Annotated in this window: 16 protein-coding genes; 8 read left to right on the top strand and 8 right to left on the bottom strand. The window is 71.2% G+C overall.

Annotated elements, in window-relative coordinates; all coding sequences use genetic code 11:
- Window position 1 precedes the first annotated feature (1 nt).
- Window positions 2-1,168, top strand: a complete 1,167-nt coding sequence (locus tag DLJ59_RS17950) for a glutathionylspermidine synthase family protein (RefSeq protein ID WP_124773795.1) — start codon at window positions 2-4, stop codon at window positions 1,166-1,168.
- Window positions 1,169-1,187: 19 nt separating this feature from the next.
- Window positions 1,188-1,775: a CGNR zinc finger domain-containing protein gene (locus DLJ59_RS17945; RefSeq protein WP_124773794.1), complete on the top strand. Its 588-nt coding sequence runs from the start codon at window positions 1,188-1,190 to the stop codon at window positions 1,773-1,775.
- A gap of 31 nt (window positions 1,776-1,806) precedes the next feature.
- Here the strand turns inward: DLJ59_RS17945 and DLJ59_RS17940 are convergent, their stop codons facing one another.
- Window positions 1,807-2,613, bottom strand: coding sequence for a sugar phosphate isomerase/epimerase family protein (locus DLJ59_RS17940; protein WP_124773793.1), 807 nt, complete (start codon window positions 2,611-2,613; stop codon window positions 1,807-1,809).
- A 75-nt stretch (window positions 2,614-2,688) separates the two neighbouring features.
- Window positions 2,689-3,633, bottom strand: coding sequence for a Ppx/GppA phosphatase family protein (locus tag DLJ59_RS17935; protein ID WP_124773792.1), 945 nt, complete (start codon window positions 3,631-3,633; stop codon window positions 2,689-2,691).
- A gap of 80 nt (window positions 3,634-3,713) precedes the next feature.
- Here DLJ59_RS17935 and DLJ59_RS17930 point away from each other — a divergent pair, with 80 nt between their 5' ends.
- Window positions 3,714-4,511 (top strand): DUF3109 family protein, encoded by a 798-nt coding sequence (locus DLJ59_RS17930; protein WP_124773819.1) that lies wholly within the window; start codon window positions 3,714-3,716, stop codon window positions 4,509-4,511.
- A gap of 232 nt (window positions 4,512-4,743) precedes the next feature.
- Here DLJ59_RS17930 and DLJ59_RS17925 read toward each other — a convergent pair whose 3' ends face one another.
- Together DLJ59_RS17925 and DLJ59_RS17920 are read right to left on the bottom strand one after the other, a co-directional pair.
- Entirely contained in the window at window positions 4,744-5,427 is a 684-nt protein-coding gene (locus tag DLJ59_RS17925; RefSeq protein WP_030329696.1) for a response regulator transcription factor, read from the bottom strand.
- A gap of 24 nt (window positions 5,428-5,451) precedes the next feature.
- Window positions 5,452-6,687, bottom strand: a complete 1,236-nt coding sequence (locus tag DLJ59_RS17920) for a sensor histidine kinase (protein ID WP_208648743.1) — start codon at window positions 6,685-6,687, stop codon at window positions 5,452-5,454.
- 253 nt (window positions 6,688-6,940) lie between these two features.
- On the opposite strand from DLJ59_RS17920, the gene phoU reads away from it, so the two are divergent.
- Window positions 6,941-7,594: a phosphate signaling complex protein PhoU gene (gene phoU, locus DLJ59_RS17915; RefSeq protein WP_124773791.1), complete on the top strand. Its 654-nt coding sequence runs from the start codon at window positions 6,941-6,943 to the stop codon at window positions 7,592-7,594.
- 66 nt (window positions 7,595-7,660) lie between these two features.
- Here phoU and DLJ59_RS17910 read toward each other — a convergent pair whose 3' ends face one another.
- Window positions 7,661-8,428 carry a phosphoglyceromutase gene (locus DLJ59_RS17910; protein ID WP_124773790.1) on the bottom strand — a complete coding sequence of 256 codons (768 nt, stop codon included), beginning with the start codon at window positions 8,426-8,428 and terminating at the stop codon, window positions 7,661-7,663.
- Window positions 8,429-8,580: 152 nt separating this feature from the next.
- On the opposite strand from DLJ59_RS17910, the gene DLJ59_RS17905 reads away from it, so the two are divergent.
- Together DLJ59_RS17905 and DLJ59_RS17900 are read left to right on the top strand one after the other, a co-directional pair.
- A complete protein-coding gene (locus DLJ59_RS17905; RefSeq protein WP_124773789.1) occupies window positions 8,581-9,861 on the top strand; it encodes an MDR family MFS transporter in 1,281 nt (426 codons plus the stop codon).
- A gap of 74 nt (window positions 9,862-9,935) precedes the next feature.
- Entirely contained in the window at window positions 9,936-11,225 is a 1,290-nt protein-coding gene (locus DLJ59_RS17900; protein ID WP_124773788.1) for an MFS transporter, read from the top strand.
- A gap of 372 nt (window positions 11,226-11,597) precedes the next feature.
- Here DLJ59_RS17900 and DLJ59_RS38105 read toward each other — a convergent pair whose 3' ends face one another.
- From DLJ59_RS38105 to mshA, 3 genes are all read right to left on the bottom strand, one after another.
- Window positions 11,598-12,446, bottom strand: coding sequence for a hypothetical protein (locus DLJ59_RS38105; RefSeq protein WP_482805358.1), 849 nt, complete (start codon window positions 12,444-12,446; stop codon window positions 11,598-11,600).
- A 390-nt stretch (window positions 12,447-12,836) separates the two neighbouring features.
- Entirely contained in the window at window positions 12,837-13,352 is a 516-nt protein-coding gene (locus tag DLJ59_RS17890; RefSeq protein WP_124773786.1) for a type III secretion system chaperone family protein, read from the bottom strand.
- 57 nt (window positions 13,353-13,409) lie between these two features.
- The gene (mshA, locus tag DLJ59_RS17885; RefSeq protein WP_124773785.1) at window positions 13,410-14,774 is read right to left on the bottom strand and encodes a D-inositol-3-phosphate glycosyltransferase; all 1,365 of its coding nucleotides are present in this window, start codon (window positions 14,772-14,774) and stop codon (window positions 13,410-13,412) included.
- A 201-nt stretch (window positions 14,775-14,975) separates the two neighbouring features.
- On the opposite strand from mshA, the gene DLJ59_RS17880 reads away from it, so the two are divergent.
- Entirely contained in the window at window positions 14,976-15,740 is a 765-nt protein-coding gene (locus tag DLJ59_RS17880) for an SDR family oxidoreductase (RefSeq protein WP_124773784.1), read from the top strand.
- 1 nt (window position 15,741) lies between these two features.
- On the top strand, window positions 15,742-16,530 hold the full coding sequence (locus tag DLJ59_RS17875; protein ID WP_124773783.1) for a class I SAM-dependent methyltransferase: 789 nt from the start codon (window positions 15,742-15,744) through the stop codon (window positions 16,528-16,530).
- Window positions 16,531-16,533: the final 3 nt, after the last annotated feature.

Below are 16,533 nucleotides of genomic sequence, written 5' to 3'. Positions count from 1 at the left end.
GGTGCGCCGCGAGACGGTCACCCCGCGCACCGACTGGGACGCCACCATCCGGTCGCAGGGGCTGGTCTACGTCGACACCGAGCTGCCCGACGGCGGGATCATGTCCTACTGGGACGAGACCGCCGCGTACGCCTTCGACCTGGACGAGGTGCTGCGGCTGGAGGAGGCGACCGAGGAACTGCACCGGATGTCGGTGGCCGCCGCCGAGCACGTGGTGGAGCGGCACCGGTACGCCGAGTTCGGCATCCCGGAGTGGGCGGCCGAGGCGGTGGCCCGGTCGCTGCGGGAGGCGCCACCGACCCTCTACGGGCGCTTCGACCTGGCGTACGACGGCACCTGGCCCCCGAAGATGTTGGAGTACAACGCGGACACCCCCACCGCGTTGGTCGAGGCGAGCATCATCCAGTGGTACTGGCTGGAGCAGACCCGGCCGGACCTGGACCAGTGGAACAGCCTGCACGAGCGGCTGGTCGGCGCCTGGGCCAAGATCGGGGCCGGGCTGCACGACCCGCGGGTGCACGTGCTCTGGTCGAACGAGGAGGAGTCCGGCGAGGACCACATGACCGCCGGCTACCTCGCCGAGACCGCGCGCCAGGCCGGGCTGAGCGTCGAGCTGCAGCCCATCCAGGAGATCGGCTGGGACGGCCGGCGCTTCGTCGACGCCGACGACCGCCCGGTCACCACCTGCTTCAAGCTCTACCCGTGGGAGTGGATGCTGGCCGAGCCGTACGGGCCGGCGGCCCTCGCCCCGGGCACCCCGACCACCTGGATCGAACCGGCCTGGAAACTGCTGCTCTCCAACAAGGCGCTGCTCGCGGTCCTCTGGGAGCTGTACCCCGGCCACGAGTACCTGCTCCCGGCATACCTCGACTCGCCGCGCGACATGCCGGAGTACGTGGCCAAGCCGCTGCTCGGCCGCGAGGGCGGCTCGGTGCGCATCGTCACCGCCGCTGAGGAGATCACCAACCCGGGGATCTACGGCGACGAGGGCTGGTGCTACCAGGAGTTCCGGGCGTTGCCGCAGTTCGCCGGCAACCGGATGGTGCTGGGCAGCTGGATCGTCGACGGCGAGTCGGCCGGCGTGGGGGTACGGGAGAGCGCGAGTCTGATCACCGACGGCTACGCGCGGTTCCTGCCGCACTACATCGACGCGCCGCGCACCCCATGAGTCGTCTACCGTTGGGGGCGTGAACTTCGACGCGTACGCCCGGACCGGCGTTGACCTGGTCAACGCCCGCCTGGACGACCTCGACGACCTGCGGGCCCTCTTCCCCGACGACAACGCCTGGATGCGCGACGAGGTCGCCGACCGGGACGTGGCGATTTTCCGCCGGGCACAGAAACGGTTGCGCGACGTCTTCGAGTACGGCACCTCGGGGCGGGACGCCCAGGCGGTCACCGAGCTGAACGCGCTGCTTGAGGCGTTCCCGGTGCAGCCGCGCATCTCCGGGCACGACTCCAGCGACTGGCACATGCACGTGACCAGTCGGGGTGCCTCGGTCAGCGCCGAATACCTGGCCGGCGCGGTCTGGGGGCTGTCCGTCTGGCTCTGCGAGTACGGCAGCGCCCGGTTCGGGGTCTGCGCCGACGAGCGGTGCGGCAACGTCTACCTGGACACGTCGTCCAACTGCTGCCGGCGGTTCTGCTCGGAGCGCTGCGCCACCCGCTCGCACGTCGCCGCGCACCGGGCCCGTAAGCGGGCCGCGGTCGGCGAGCAGGTGACGGTCGCCCCCCAGCCGACCTCCGCCGCCGACTCCCTCTCACCGGTCAGCTGACGCCGCCACCGCCCGATCTCGGGCGGACGGGTCAGGCGTCGACAGGTGACGACGCCGGCAGGTGCTGGCGGGCGAACTCCAGCGCGGCGCGCAGGTCCGCCTCGCGCACCGCGCGGCTCTTCGCGCCCCGGGTGGCGACCTCCACCGCCACCGCGCCGGTGAAACCCCGGCCGGCCAGCGAGGAGAGCAGCTGCCCGCAGGGCTGGGTGCCGCGCCCGGGCACCAGGTGCTCGTCGCGGCCCTCACCGGTGCCGTCACCGAGGTGCACATGCGCCAGCCCGGCGCCCATCCGGTCGGCCATCTCCAGGGGGTCGCTGTGCGAGGCCGCGCAGTGCGACAGGTCCAGCGTGTACGACGGGTAGCCGGCGTCGGTCGGGTCCCAGCCGGGCACGTACGGGACGAACTGCCGGCCCGCCATCCGCACCGGGTACATGTTCTCCACAGCGAAGCGCAACCCGGTGAACCGGTCCGAGACGGCAGCCAGGCCCTCGGCGAAGTTGCGCGCGTAGTCCCGCTGCCAGGTGAACGGTGGGTGCACCACCACGGTCGGCGCGCCAAGCGTCTCGGCCAGCTCGGCGGCCTTGCGCAGGCGCTCCCACGGGTCCGGGCTCCACACCCGCTGGGTGACCAGCAGGCAGGGCGCGTGCACCGAGAGCACCGGGACGCCGTAGTGCGTGGAGAGGCCGCGCAGCGCGCCCGCGTCCTGGCTGACCACGTCGGTCCAGACCATCACCTCGACGCCGTCGTAGCCGAGCGCCGCGGCCAGTTGGAACGCCGCCGCGGTCGGCTCGGGAAAGACCGACGAGCTGGACAGGAGCACGGGAACGCGGGAAGTCACATCAGCCAGCGTAGCCCGGCACCACCCGGGGCATCGTGACGAGCGCCGGCAAATCGACTGAAAACGGTCGCCGGGTCAGATCGGTTCGAGTTGATCTAGCCGGCGGAGGATGACGCCCTCCCGCAGCGCCCACGGGCAGATGTCCAACGAGTCCAGATCCAGGCGGCGCATCACCGCCTCGGCGACCACGGCACCGGCCAGCAACTGGTGGGCCCGCCCCGCGCTGACCCCCTCCAGCTCCATCAACTGCGCCGGTGGGATGTGCCGGATGAAGCCGATGACCTGCCGCAGGCCGGCCCGGGTCAGGCTGCGTCGCACCCACAGCCCGCCGCCGGACGGAGCCGCCCCGGCCAGTCGGGCCAGGGTCCGGAACGTCTTCGAGGTGGCCACCGCCCGACCCCAGCCCACCTCCGTCATCTGGTCGACGACCTTGTCCAGCCGGCCGTCCACGTACTCCCGGAGCTTGTCGACAGCCTCCGCCGACGGCGGGGCCGCGGTGGCCGGATCGACCCGCAGCCGCTCCCGGGTCAGCCGACCGGCCCCGAGCGGAAGAGAGACCGCGACGTCCGGGTCCTCGTCGATGCCGGCGGCGATCTCCAACGAGCCACCACCGATGTCCAGCACCAGCAGTCGGCCCGCCGACCAACCGAACCACCGCCGTACGGCCAGGAACGTCATCCGCGCCTCGTCCGCCCCGGAGAGCACCGCCAGGCGTACGCCGGTCTCGTCGCGGACCCGGGCCAGCACCTCGGCCGCGTTGGTGGCGTCGCGCACCGCGGACGTGGCGAACGCGATCAGGTCGTCCGCCGCCAGCCCGGTGGCCGCAGCCTTGGCCATACCCACCGCCTTGACCAGGCCATCCGCGCCCGCCTCGGTCAACGCGCCGTCCGGGCCGATCTGCTCGGCCAGCCGGAGCACCACCTTCTCGGAGTGCGCCGGCCACGGGTGCGCCCCGTGGTGCGCGTCCACCACCAGCAGGTGCACCGTGTTGGATCCGACGTCGAGGACACCCAGTCGCATGGTGAAGACCCTAGGCGCAACACGTTTGCGCGGCTCACCGGCCTGCGGGCGACACCGCGCGTACGCTGGGCCGAGTGACGATGGAGCTCCGTGTGCTGGTGGACGACCCGGGTGACCCGCGCAGCCGCGAGGTGCCCCTGGACTTCCCTCGGGAGTGGATCGAGTTCACCGACCCGGCCGACGAGACGCACCTGATCCGGGCCGACCTGACCTGGTTGCTCTCCCGCTGGACCTGCATCTTCGGCAAGGGCTGCCACGGCATCATCGCCGGCCGGGCCGCGGACGGTTGCTGCTCGCACGGGGCGTTCTTCACCGACTCGGACGACGAGAAGCGGGTTCGCAACGCGGTCCGGCGGCTCACCCCGTCGACCTGGCAGCATTTCCGGCGCGGGTTCAAGAACTGGACCGACGAGGACACCATCGACGGCAAGAACCCGGCCCGTCGCACCGCCACCCAGGGCGCCGACGGCCCGTGCGTGTTCCTCAACGACGCCGACTTCGCCGGCGGGGGCGGTTGTGCGCTGCACGCCCAGGCGCTGCGCGACGGGGTGCACCCGTTGGAATACAAGCCGGACGTCTGTTGGCAGCTGCCGATCCGCCGGGATCAGGACTGGGTGAATCGACCGGACAACAGCAAGGTGCTGGTCTCCACGCTGTCCGAGTTCGACCGGCGGGGCTGGGGAGCCGGCGGGCACGACCTGGACTGGTGGTGCACCTCCTCGACGGACGCGCACGTCGGCACCGAGCCGATGTACCTGTCGTACTCCCCGGAGCTGACCGCCCTGATCGGCGCGCCCGCGTACGAGCGGCTGGCCGAGCTCTGCGCGGCCAGGACAAGGCAGGGCATGGTCGCCCCGCACCCCGCCGACGAGGCCTAGCCGTTTCGGTAGATCATTGGACGGCACACGCCACACTGCTCGCCCCACGACGCCAATCCGACGACGACGCCGGTGGGTGAATCGTCTGCGACATCAGCTCCAAAGGGCCACACCAACGGACTCGCATCCCCCGACGCGCAGGTGGTTCAGCTCTCGGAATTGGCGCGCGGCGCGAGCGCGGACAGGCCGAAGGGGGCCCGCGCCGAGCGCAGACCCCCTTCGGGTACGCCGATCACGGCTCGAACTTGTAGCCCAGACCCCGCACGGTCACGATGAATCGCGGCGCGGACGGCTCCGGCTCGATCTTGGAGCGCAGCCGCTTGACGTGCACGTCGAGCGTCTTGGTGTCACCGACGTAGTCGGCACCCCAGACCCGGTCGATGAGCTGGCCTCGGGTGAGCACCCGACCCGCGTTGCGCAGCAGCAGCTCCAGCAGTTCGAATTCCTTCAGCGGCAGCTGCACCGCCCCGCCGTCGACGGTCACCACGTGCCGTTCGATGTCCATCCGCACCGGCCCGGCGGCCAGCGTCGGCGCACCCGCCTCAGCCACCTCCGGGCTCTGCCGGCGCAGCACCGCGCGGATCCGGGCGACCAACTCCCGCGGCGAGTACGGCTTCGTCACGTAGTCGTCGGCACCGATCTCCAGCCCGACCACCTTGTCGATCTCGCTGTCCCGGGCGGTGACCATGATGATCGGCACGGCCGAGCGCTGCCGCAACTGTCGGCAGACCTCGGTGCCCGACATCTCGGGCAGCATCAGGTCGAGCAGCACGATGTCGGCGCCGGTCCGGTCGAACTCGGTGAGGGCGTCGGTGCCGGTCGCGGCGACCGAAACCTCAAAGCCCTCCTTACGGAGCATGTACGACAAGGCGTCGGAAAACGACTCCTCGTCCTCGACCACGAGAACGCGGCTCAACGGGGATTTCCTTTCCATTTGCTGTCAGACCTGCCGTAGCCCAGTCGGACCGGGTTCGATCCCAACCGGCGGCAGTGTCGCCAGGAGGTCGTCCGGTGGGCTTGCGGGCAGCCGGAGGGTGAACGTCGATCCACCACCAAGAGTGCTCGACACCTCGACCCGTCCGCCATGGTTGCTCGCAATGTGTTTCACGATCGCCAGGCCGAGCCCGGTGCCGCCGGTGGCACGCGAGCGGGCCTGGTCGGCCCGGTAGAACCGCTCGAAGATCCGGTCGACGTCGGTGGGGGCGATACCGATGCCCTGGTCGGCGACGGCGACCTCGACGTGTTCGCCGTCGCCCCGCAGGGTGACCCGGACCGTGGTGTCCTCGCCCGAGTAGTTGATGGCGTTCTCCACCAGGTTCGCCACCGCCGTGGCGAGTTGGGAGTCGCTGCCGTACGCGGTGAGACCACGCTCACCGTCCACGGCCACCGAGACGCCCCGAGCGGAGGCCGTGGTGCGGGTCCGGTCGACCACCTCGGCGATCACCCAGTCCAGCGCGACCGGCTCCGGTGGCGGCTGCGGCTCAGCCCCCTGCAACCGGGTCAGCTCCAGCAACTCCTGCACGAGCCGGCCGAGCCGGGTCGACTCGTGCTGGATCCGTTCGGCGAACCGGCGGGCGGCCACCAGGTCCTCGGAGAGGTCGGGGGCTGCCGGGTCGGCCGGCTCGGTCGCGTCCAGCAACGCCTCGGCGAGCAGTTGCAGGGCGCCGATCGGGGTCTTGAGCTCGTGGCTCACGTTGGCCACGAAGTCGCGTCGTACCCGGGTCAGCCGGTGCGACTCGGTCACGTCGACCGCCTCGACCGCGATGAAGCCGTTGCCGAGACCCATCGCCCGCAGGTGCACGCCGAGCGGATTCTCGCCCGCGCTGTCGCGGCCGCGCGGCAGGTCCAGCTCGATCTCGCGCCGCACTCCGGTGCGGCGCACCTGGCCGGCAAGGGTGCGGATCAGTGGGTGCGCGGCGATTGAGCCGGGGGTGCTCCCGGTACGCAGCAGCCCCATCGCGCGGGCGGCCGGATTGATCAACATGGGAACGTCGTCGTTGTCCAGTACCACGACACCGGCCCGGAGCGAGTTGATCGTCCGGCGGCCGAGCCCGGCCTGCTGCTCGTCGGCTATCGCGGGCCTCCCCTTGCTCCAGCGGAAGCTGACGCTCCCCGTCGACGTGGCGCGACCGTCCCGCCTTCGCAGGAACCGGGGCAGCACGAGACCGGCGGCCATCCCGGCCACCAACGCCAGGGCCACCACGACCGCCACCGCCCGCTCCACCCGGCGATCGTAGGGTCATTGTTAACCTGGCTACCACACAGACCGGGACGAACTACCCTCACTTACGGAAGTGTTCACCCCTACGTCTGGCGTCGTTCACCGTGGTTCATCCGGGGTCCGTCCGCGCGCCCTACCGTTGGCGTCGCACCTGCTCAATCCCCCTGCGCCGGCACCCGTCGGCGGCGACCGACCACAGGACGTGATGATGCGCGACGAGTTCCGGGCCGACCTCCAGATCGTCAGCCAACTGCTGGTGGACATGGCGGAGGGCGTCCGCGCCGCCATGCGCCAGGCCACCCGGGCCCTGCTCACCGCCGACCGGCAGGCCGCCGAGACGGTCATCGAGCGGGACGCCGAGATCGACGACCTCTACCGGCACGTCGAGGAGCGGGTCTGTGACCTGCTCGCCCGACAGGCGCCGGTCGCCTCCGACCTCCGGGCGATGATCACCGCGCTGCACGTGGCCGCTGATCTGGAACGGATGGGCGACCTGGCCGAGCACGTGGCGAAGACCGCGCTGCGCCGGCACCCCTCGCCGGCCGTCCCAGCCGAGCTGCGGACCGTCTTCACCGAGATGTCCGAGATCGCCGACCGGATGGCTGTGAAGATCGGTTCGGTGCTGGCGAAGCCCGACGCCGACCTCGCGGGCGAACTGGACCGCGACGACGACGCCATGGACGAGCTGCACAAGAACCTGTTCGCGGTGCTGCTCGGCGACGACTGGCCGTACGGGGTGGAGACGGCGATCGACGCCACCCTGCTGGGGCGCTTCTACGAGCGCTTCGCCGACCACGCGGTCAACGCGGGTGAGCACGTGATCTACCTGATCACCGGGGAGAACGCGCCCGGCAGCAACTGACCCACGAAAAGAGGGCCCCTCGTTCACCGCTCTTCGCGATGAACGAGGGGCCCTCTCCTTGGTGGCTCAGCGCCCCTGGTTGGCTACCGCCGCGGCGGCTGCCTTCGCAGCGGTCGGGTCGAGGTAGGTGCCGCCCAGGGTGAGCGGGCGCAGCTGCGGGTCGAGGTCGTAGCGCAGCGGAATGCCGGTCGGGATGTTCAGCTTCGCGATCGCCTCGTCGGAGATCTGGTCGAGGTGCTTGACGAGGGCGCGCAGCGAGTTGCCGTGCGCGGCCACCAGCACCGTCCGGCCGGCCAGGATGTCCGGGACGATCGAGTCGTACCAGTAGGGCAGCATCCGGTCGACGACGTCCTTGAGGCACTCGGTGCGCGGCATCAGCTCGGTCGGCAACAGCGCGTAGCGCGGGTCACCCACCTGCGACCACTCGTCGTTGTCGTCGATCGGCGGCGGTGGCGTGTCGTACGACCGGCGCCAGAGCATGAACTGCTCCTCGCCGTACTCGTCGAGGGTCTGCTTCTTGTTCTTGCCCTGCAGGGCGCCGTAGTGCCGCTCGTTGAGCCGCCACGACCGGCGCACCGCGATCCAGTGCCGGTCGGCGGCGTTGAGCGCCAGCTCGGCGGTGCGGATCGCACGGCGCATCACGCTGGTGTGCACGACGTCCGGCAGCAGGCTGTGCTCGCGCAGCAGTTCGCCACCGCGTCGCGCCTCGCCCTCGCCCTTCTCGGTCAGGTCGACGTCCACCCAGCCGGTGAAGAGGTTCTTGGCATTCCAGTCGCTCTCACCGTGCCGCAGCAGGACCAGCGTCCCGACGGTGGGCCCTTCGCTCGCAGTCATGCGGATCATCCTGCCTCAACCGCTGCGGGGACACGCGGGCAGCCGTCGTGACGACCACCACGTGAAAAAGCTGGTGACCAGCGGATCCGCCCAACACTAGGGTTGTAAGGCACGTCAGTCACATCGGTCATTACTTGCAAGCGGGGCGCCATATGCGGACGATGCGGAGTTGGTTCCGGGACACCACCGGCGGCCTACCGACCACCTTCTGGTACCTGTGGTCGGGCACCCTGATCAACCGGCTCGGCTCGTTCGTCCTGGTCTTCCTCGCCATCTACCTGACCCAGGAACGTGGCTTCTCGGCCTCGCAGGCCGGCCTGGTGATCGGCCTCTGGGGCGTCGGCGGGGCGTTCGGCACGACCGCCGGCGGCACCCTCGCGGACCGGTGGGGCCGCCGACCGACGTTGCTGACCGCGCACGTCGGCGCGGCGGCCATGATGCTCGCGCTCGGGCTGGCCCGGGACCTCTGGGCGGTGGCGCTGGGCGCGCTGCTGCTCGGCATGTTCGCCGAGGCGGCCCGGCCGGCGTTCGGGGCGATGATGATCGACGTGGTGCCGGCGAAGGACCGGCTGCGCGCCTTCTCGCTCAACTACTGGGCGATCAACCTGGGCTTCGCCTGCGCCGCCGTCCTCGCCGGTCTCGCCGCACAGGCCGACTACCTGCTGCTGTTCGTTGTCGACGCGGCCACCATGTTGATCACCGCGCTGATCATCTTCATCAAGGTGCCGGAGACCCGACAGGCCGGGTCCACCACCGCCGTCACGACGAAGACCGCCCCGCGCGGTGCCCTGCGCACGATCCTCACCGACCGGGTCTACCTCGGCTTCGTGGCCCTCAACCTGTTCGCCGCGCTGGTGTTCCTCCAGCACATCTCGATGCTGCCGATCGCGATGGGAGACGACGGCCTGAGCCCGGCCACCTACGGCTCGGTGATCGCGCTCAACGGCATCCTCATCGTGGTCGGCCAACTCTTCGTACCCCGACTGATCCGGGGGCGCAGCCGTTCGCACGTGCTCGCGCTGGCATCAGTGGTGATGGGCGTGGGGTTCGGGCTGACCGCGTTCGCCGGCACCGCCTGGTTCTACGGGCTGACCGTGCTGATCTGGACGGTCGGCGAGATGCTCAACTCGCCCTCCAACTCCACCCTGATCGCCGAGCTCTCGCCGGCCGAGCTACGCGGTCGCTACCAGGGCGTGTTCTCCCTCTCGTGGCAGATAGCCGGGGCCAGCGCGCCGATCCTCGGTGGCCTGGTGCGAGAGCACGTCGGCAATGACGCGCTCTGGTACGGCTGCGCCGCGCTCGGCCTCCTGACCGCGGTCGCCCACCTGGTGTCGGGGCCGGCCCGGGAGCGGCGGGCAGTCGCGCTGCGCCGGGCAGGCGAAGCGCTGGCACCGGCCACCGCCTCTCGTGCGCCGGAGCCCGTCGAGGCGTAAGGACTGGCGCGACGGTGCGGGAGTTTCTACTGTGCAGTGGAAACAGTTAACAATCTGAACTGTCGGGAGGTCGGGTGTACGCCCTGCGGCGCTGGTGGCACGACACCGCAGGCGGCCTCCCCGCCACCTTCTGGTACCTCTGGGCCGGCCTGTTGATCAACCGGGCCGGCGCGTTCGCCATGCTGTTCCTCTCGCTCTACCTCACCGACGTACGCGGCGCGAGCGAAGGCCTGGCCGGCACCGTGGTCGGCGCGTACGGGGCCGGTGGGGCGGCCGGCGTACTGCTCGGCGGGGTGCTCGCCGACCAGTGGGGACGCCGGGCCACCCTGCTCGCCGCGCACCTGGCCACCGTCGGCCTGATGGTGGCGCTCGCCTTCACTCGACCGCTGCTGCTGATCGCGGTGCTCTCCGCGCTGATCGGCGTGGTGCACTCGATGCCCAGCCCGGCCTTCGTGGCGGCGATCGTCGACGTGGTGCCCGCCGAGCGCCGCTCGCGCGCGTTCAACCTTCAGTTCTGGGCGTTCAACCTGGGCATGGCGGTCGCCTCGCTGCTCGCCGGCATCCTGGCCGAGGCGAGCTTCACGGCGCTGTTCCTGGTCGACGCGGGTGCCACCCTGACCGCAGCCGCCGTGATCGGCTGGAAGGTGCCGGAAACCCTGCGGCTGACCCAGCCGGCGGTCGACCTGCCGCCCGCCACCCGCGCGGCACCCGTTCGGGCCCGCCGGCCGGGACTGCACACCGCGCTCACCGACCGCACCTTCCTGATCTTCGTCGGGCTCACCTTCGTGCTGGCCGTACTCACCATGCAGACGTCGACGATCATGCCGCTGGCCATGCGCGCGGACGGCCTGGGCCCATCGGCGTACGGGCTGGTGGTGGCGCTCGGCGGCGCGCTGATCGTGGTCGGGCAACTGTTCGTGCCCCGGCTGATCGACCGGCACCGCAAGGACGTCGTGCTGGCCGCCTCCACCGCGCTACTGGCGCTCGGCTTCGGGGCGCTCGCCATCGCCGACGAACTGGCCATCTACCTGGGTGCCGCAGTCGTCTGGACGGTCGGCTCGATGCTCGCCGCCCCGCCCAACGCGCAGATCAACGCCGACCTGGCACCACCACAGCTACGAGCGCGCTACCAGTCGGTCTTCTACCTGACCTTCCCGGCCGCGGCGTTCGTCGCGCCCACCCTCGGCGGGGTGAGCCTCCAGCACCTCGGCGACCGGCACTGGCTGATCGTGGGTGGGTTGGGTCTGCTGGCCGCGCTCGGGCATCTGCTGGCCGGGCCACCCCGCGAACGACACGTCGCCGCACTGCGTGCGGCCGCCCGGCAGGAGCCGACAACAATCGCAGACCGCGTGCCGACTGCGTAATTGGCGTTGCACGGCAAAGCGCCCACCATGACCCGAAGGTCATAGTGGGCGCCCGCCGGTGGGGCCGGCGGCGGCGGGCAACACTCACCCCCGTAAGCATCGCCCGCTCACGCCGCCGGTCCAAACAGGTGGGAACCGTCCCCCAACGGTTAATCCACCCGTCCCCTCGCGCCTCGTCTGGTGCGCGGATCTGATCGATCCGCCGCTCCCCCGAACGTTTCCAAACGTGGCGCGGTGCAATAAAGCTAGTTCGCCCGGATTCTGGATTCAACCCAGAACGCTGTCTCGCCGGTCACAACTGGCGAGTATCCGCTGCTCCGGCCTCGTCCGTTGGCAACAGCCGGTTACCCGTCGCCCATTCCCGCAAACACCTCAACCGTCTTCCCGATCGGGTGACTCGGTCCGGAAGAAGTTGCTCTGCCGACCGTCGCGCAACTGTTCCTGATAAATCAGGTTCAGCCGCCGCAGGTCAAAGGTGTAGAACCACTCATCCCAGGTGATCTCGCGGATCCGGCTGCTTTCCCGGTATCCGGGAATGTTGAAGGTCAACACCCCCGCCCGGCCATCCCGCTCGGTGCCGGCGATGGTCGCCGGCTTCGCCCCGCGGTCCCGGGCCCAGCGCTTGATCACCTCGTGGTTCGCCGTGATCAGACTCCGCCCCGGCCGCTCCGGTCGGTCCATGGTCGACGAGATCACCTGCGAACTGCGGACCGACCGGCCGGTGCCCCGTCCGGTCCGGATCCCACCGGCCGTGGTCCCACCCCCGGTCGACGCCGTCAACGTGCGCCTAGCCGGTGCCGCGCGCTTCGCCGCCGCGCTCCGGGCCGGTGCCGCGCGCTTCGCCGCCGTCCGCGCCGGTGCCTTCTTCGCTGGCGCCTTCTTCGCCGGCGCCTTGCGGGCGGGCGCCGTACGGGCGGTCGCTGTCCTGCGCGCCGCAGTCGACGTCGCCGCTGTCGTCTTCTTCGCCGCCGTCTTCTTGGCGGCTGTCGTCTTCTTCGCCGCCGCCGTCTGCTTGGCAGCCGTCGACTTACGGGCGGCTGTCGTCTTCTTCCCGGCGGCCCGCTTCGCCGGCGCGCTCTTGTTGGCCGGCGCGGCCTTCGCGCGGCTCGCTGCCGGCCTGGCCGCCGACTTCTTGGTGGCGGCAGCACGACCCGCCGACGCCCGGGTGCCGGTGGCCCGGCCCGACGGGCCGGTGCTGCTCCGACCCGCGCCAGCCCGCATCGAGCGCACCAACTGTTTCACCAGTTCTGGCTTGCGCAGAGCGGAGATCCCGGAGACCCCGCGTTTGCGCAGTTGCCCGCGGATGTCGTCCACCCGCATCCGGGAGATCTCCGATTCGGAGACTCCGGGTGTACCCGGCGTCTGGTTGCCGGCCTGTCGCTTCGTCCTGGTCGCAGTCGCGCCGCGACCTGAGCTGTTCCGCTGAGCCATGGGACGCTCCGCTCCTTGGCACTCCGTCATCGGCGCGCGGGGGTCCCTTGCCGCACCGCGCGGTGCGGCATACCCGTCAGGAGCACTCCGAACCACCGCCAGTCCGCCGTGCTGGATCCAGCACGCACTTCCTGGTTCAAGCACCATCACGCTGCGGGGGCACGAGCGCGGGCGGTCGCGTCAGGTTGCGTCGGGGCCCGAGCCGGAGGGCTCGAAAAGGTGGGCGAAGGCGGCCAGGTTGACGGTCGACTCGCCCCGCTTGACCCGCCACTCGTACTCGCGCCGGATCGAACTGCCGAAGCCGATCTCCAGCATCGTGTCGAACGACTCGTCGGCGTACGTGAGAACAGCGCCGAACAGCCGGTCCAACTCGTCGGCGTCCACGCCAGCCGGATTGACCCGACCGGTCAGGTACACGTCGCCGACCGCGTCGGTGGAGAAGGAGACGCCGTACATCCGGGCGTTGCGCTGCAACAGCCAGGCCCACAGCTCCTCACGGCGCTCGTCCGGCTGGCGCATCACGAACGCCTCGATCCGCAGCGCGTGCTCGCCGACGATCAGGTTGCAGACCGTCTTGAGCTTGTGGGTGCCCGGCAGCGTCACCGCGTACGAGCCAGGGCCGGTCGACTCGCAGGCCAGGTCCCGCTCGGCGCAGACCGACTCGATCAGGGTCGCAAGATCGCTCTTCGGGCTCACCGGACCCACTCTACGACCGACCCGGCTCGCGCACCGGGTGACGACCGACGCCCCCGGTCACCAGGAACAGGAGAGTGCCGCGTCGCCCGCCAGGTCGGCCGCGAGCCGCGCACGGTGCCCGGCGATCGCCTCGCCGTACACCCCGAGCAGACCGGCGACCGTACGGTCCCAGGAGAAATGCCGGGCGTGCTGCTCGGCACCTCGGGCCAGCACCGACCGGAGGGCCCGGTTCGGCAGCAGGCTGCCCAGCGTGCGGGCCCAGTCGACCGGGTCGTGCCCGTCGATCAGCACCCCGCTGACCTGATCCCGTACGGCGGTGACCAGCCCTCCGACGGCGGCGGCCAGCACCGGCGTACCGCAGGCCTGCGCCTCCAGGGCGACCAGCCCGAACGATTCGTTGTGCGACGGCACCGCGACCAGATCCGCCGCCCGGTACAGGGCCGGAAGGTCGTCCCCGGTGAGCGGTGGCAGGAACCGCACCCCGTCGCTGACCCCGAGCTTGGCGGCCAACTCGATCAGAGCGGTCGGGCGGTCCAGCCCACTGCCGCTGGGCCCGCCACAGATCACCACGGTCACCTGGTCAGCCAGGGCCGGATCGCGCTCCCGCAACGCGGCGACCGCGCGGATCAGCACGTCGGGGGCCTTGAGCGGCTGGATCCGACCGACGAAGGCAACCACGTACCCGTCGACCGGAAGCCCCAGTCGGCGACGGGCCTGGCGGGCGGCCGCGGCCCGGTCGCCCGACGCGGGCCGGAACCGGGCCAGGTCGACGCCGGGCTGCACGACGGACACCCGGGTCGGGTCGGCGTCGTACCGGTCGAGTAGGTCACTGGCCTCGAACCGGGTGTTGGCGACCAGCCGGTCCGCCTCGGCGACGACCTGCTCCTCGCCGATGACCCGGGCCTTTGGCTCCGGCCGGTCACCGGCCGCGAGCTGGGCGTTCTTGACCTTGGCAAGGGTGTGCGCGGTGTGCACCAGCGGCACCCCCCAGCGCTCCTTGGCCAGCCAGCCGACCTGGCCGGAGAGCCAGTAGTGCGAGTGGATCAGGTCGTAGTGGCCGGGCGGGCGGGAGGCCTCAGCGCGCAACACCCCCGCCGTGAAGGCGCAGAGCTGACCGGGCAGCTCCTCCTTGGTGAGCCCCTCCAGGGGGCCGGAGGTGATGTGTCGGACCTGCACGCCGGGTGCCATCTCGACCACCGGGGGAAGGTCACCGGAGGTCGCCCGGGTGAAGATCTCCACCTCCACATTGGCCTCGGCGAGACGCCGGGCCACTTCGAGGATGTAGACGTTCATGCCGCCGGCATCACCCGTGCCGGGCTGATGCAGAGGCGAGGTGTGCACCGACAGGGTGGCGATGCGGCGAGGCCGGGGCCACGGCTGGGCACCTCGCTGACGCCCGACACCGGTGTGCATTTCCGCCACATCCGCTCCTTCGTCACGGTTGATGCCGCGCACGACCGGCGCTTCTCGGTCAACCTGTACGCCAGGTGCCATCTTCCCCATCGGGCTTCGGAAATTCCCCGGCGCGGCCCCCCGGGGTGACGGACCTCATCACGGAACGACGCGAATGGCTGGCCCACGCCCCGTCGGGGCGGCTGGCACGCCCACTGTGACAATGTCGGGATGACCTCAGTCGCCATCGTCACCGGAGCGTCCAGCGGGATCGGCGCGGCAACCGCCCGCCGGCTCGCCGCCGAGGGCTTCCACGTGCTCGCCGCCGCCCGCCGCGCGGAACGGCTCACCGACCTGGTCGCTGAGATCACCGCCGCCGGCGGGCAGGCGACCGCGGTGACCTGCGACATCACCTCGGACGAGTCGGTGGCCCGGCTGGCCGAGGCTGCCGCCCAGGCACCCGGGCCGGTCACCCTCCTGGTCAACAACGCTGGCGGAGCGCGAGGGCTGGACCCGGTGGAGTCCGGCTCGGTCGCCGACTGGCAGTGGATGTACGACGTGAACGTGCTCGGCACCCTCCGGGTCACCCAGGCGCTGCTGCCGGCACTGGAAGCCTCCGGTTCCGGCACCATCGTGGTGGTCTCCTCCACCGCCGGCCTGACCGTGTACGAGGGCGGGGGCGGCTACACGGCCGCGAAGCACGCGCAGACCGCCATCGCCGGCACGCTCCGCCTGGAGCTGTGCGGCCGGCCGCTGCGGGTCATCGAGATCGACCCGGGCATGGTGAAGACCGACGAGTTCGGGCTGGTCCGCTTCGAGGGCGACGCGGAACGGGCGGCAGCCGTCTACGCCGGGGTGCCGGGGCCACTGGTCGCCGAGGACGTCGCCGACTGCATCGCCTGGTGCGCCACCCGACCGGAGCACGTCAACGTCGACCGGCTGGTGGTCCGGCCACGGGCGCAGGCCGCCCAGCACAAGGTGCACCGAGTCTCTTGACATGAGCCCTGCGGCACGGCGGCGGCCGTTCGGCGTGGTCACCCGCGGCACGACGAACCCGAACCGACTCCGCCGGGTGGACAACTGGATCGTCGCCAGCTGTGCCGACCGGCTGTTGGCAGCGGACGACCCGCTGGTTGTCGACCTCGGTTACGGCGCTACCCCGGTGACCGCGGTGGAACTGCGTGCTCGACTCGCGGCCGGGGTACGCCCGGACGTACGGCTGGTCGGGTTGGAGATCGACGCGGCCCGGGTGGCGGCCGCCGCGCCGGCCGCCGACCCACCCGGGCTGACGTTCGCCCGAGGTGGGTTCGAGTTGGCCGGGCTCCGGCCGGTGCTGGTCCGCGCGTTCAACGTGCTGCGACAGTACGACGAGAGCGAGGTGGCCGGAGCCTGGCACACGATGACCGCCGCGCTCGCCCCCGGTGGAGTGCTCGTCGAGGGCACGTGTGACGAGTTGGGGCGGCTCGCCAGCTGGCTGCTGATCGACGCCGAAGGCCCCCGGACGCTGACCCTGGCCGCGAAGCTCACCACACTGGGCAGCCCCGCCGAACTGGCCGAGCGGCTACCCAAGGCGCTGATCCACCGCAACGTCCCCGGTGAGCCGGTGCACGCTCTCATCCGCGCCCTGGACGACGCCTGGCAGGCCGCCGCCCCGTACGCCACCTTCGGCCCCCGCCAACGCTGGCTGCGGGCGGTGGCCCAGCTCCGCGAAACAGGTTGGCCCGTCCTCGACAACCCCACCCGCTGGCGCCGAGGCGAATTAACCCTCCCCTGGCCCCTCCCCTAACCG

The organism is Micromonospora inaquosa (genome assembly GCF_003857055.1).
In the GTDB taxonomy this organism is placed as follows: domain Bacteria; phylum Actinomycetota; class Actinomycetes; order Mycobacteriales; family Micromonosporaceae; genus Micromonospora; species Micromonospora inaquosa.
The sequence above is the reverse complement of the archived record's forward strand: the minus strand, read 5'-3'. Positions and strand labels throughout refer to the sequence as shown.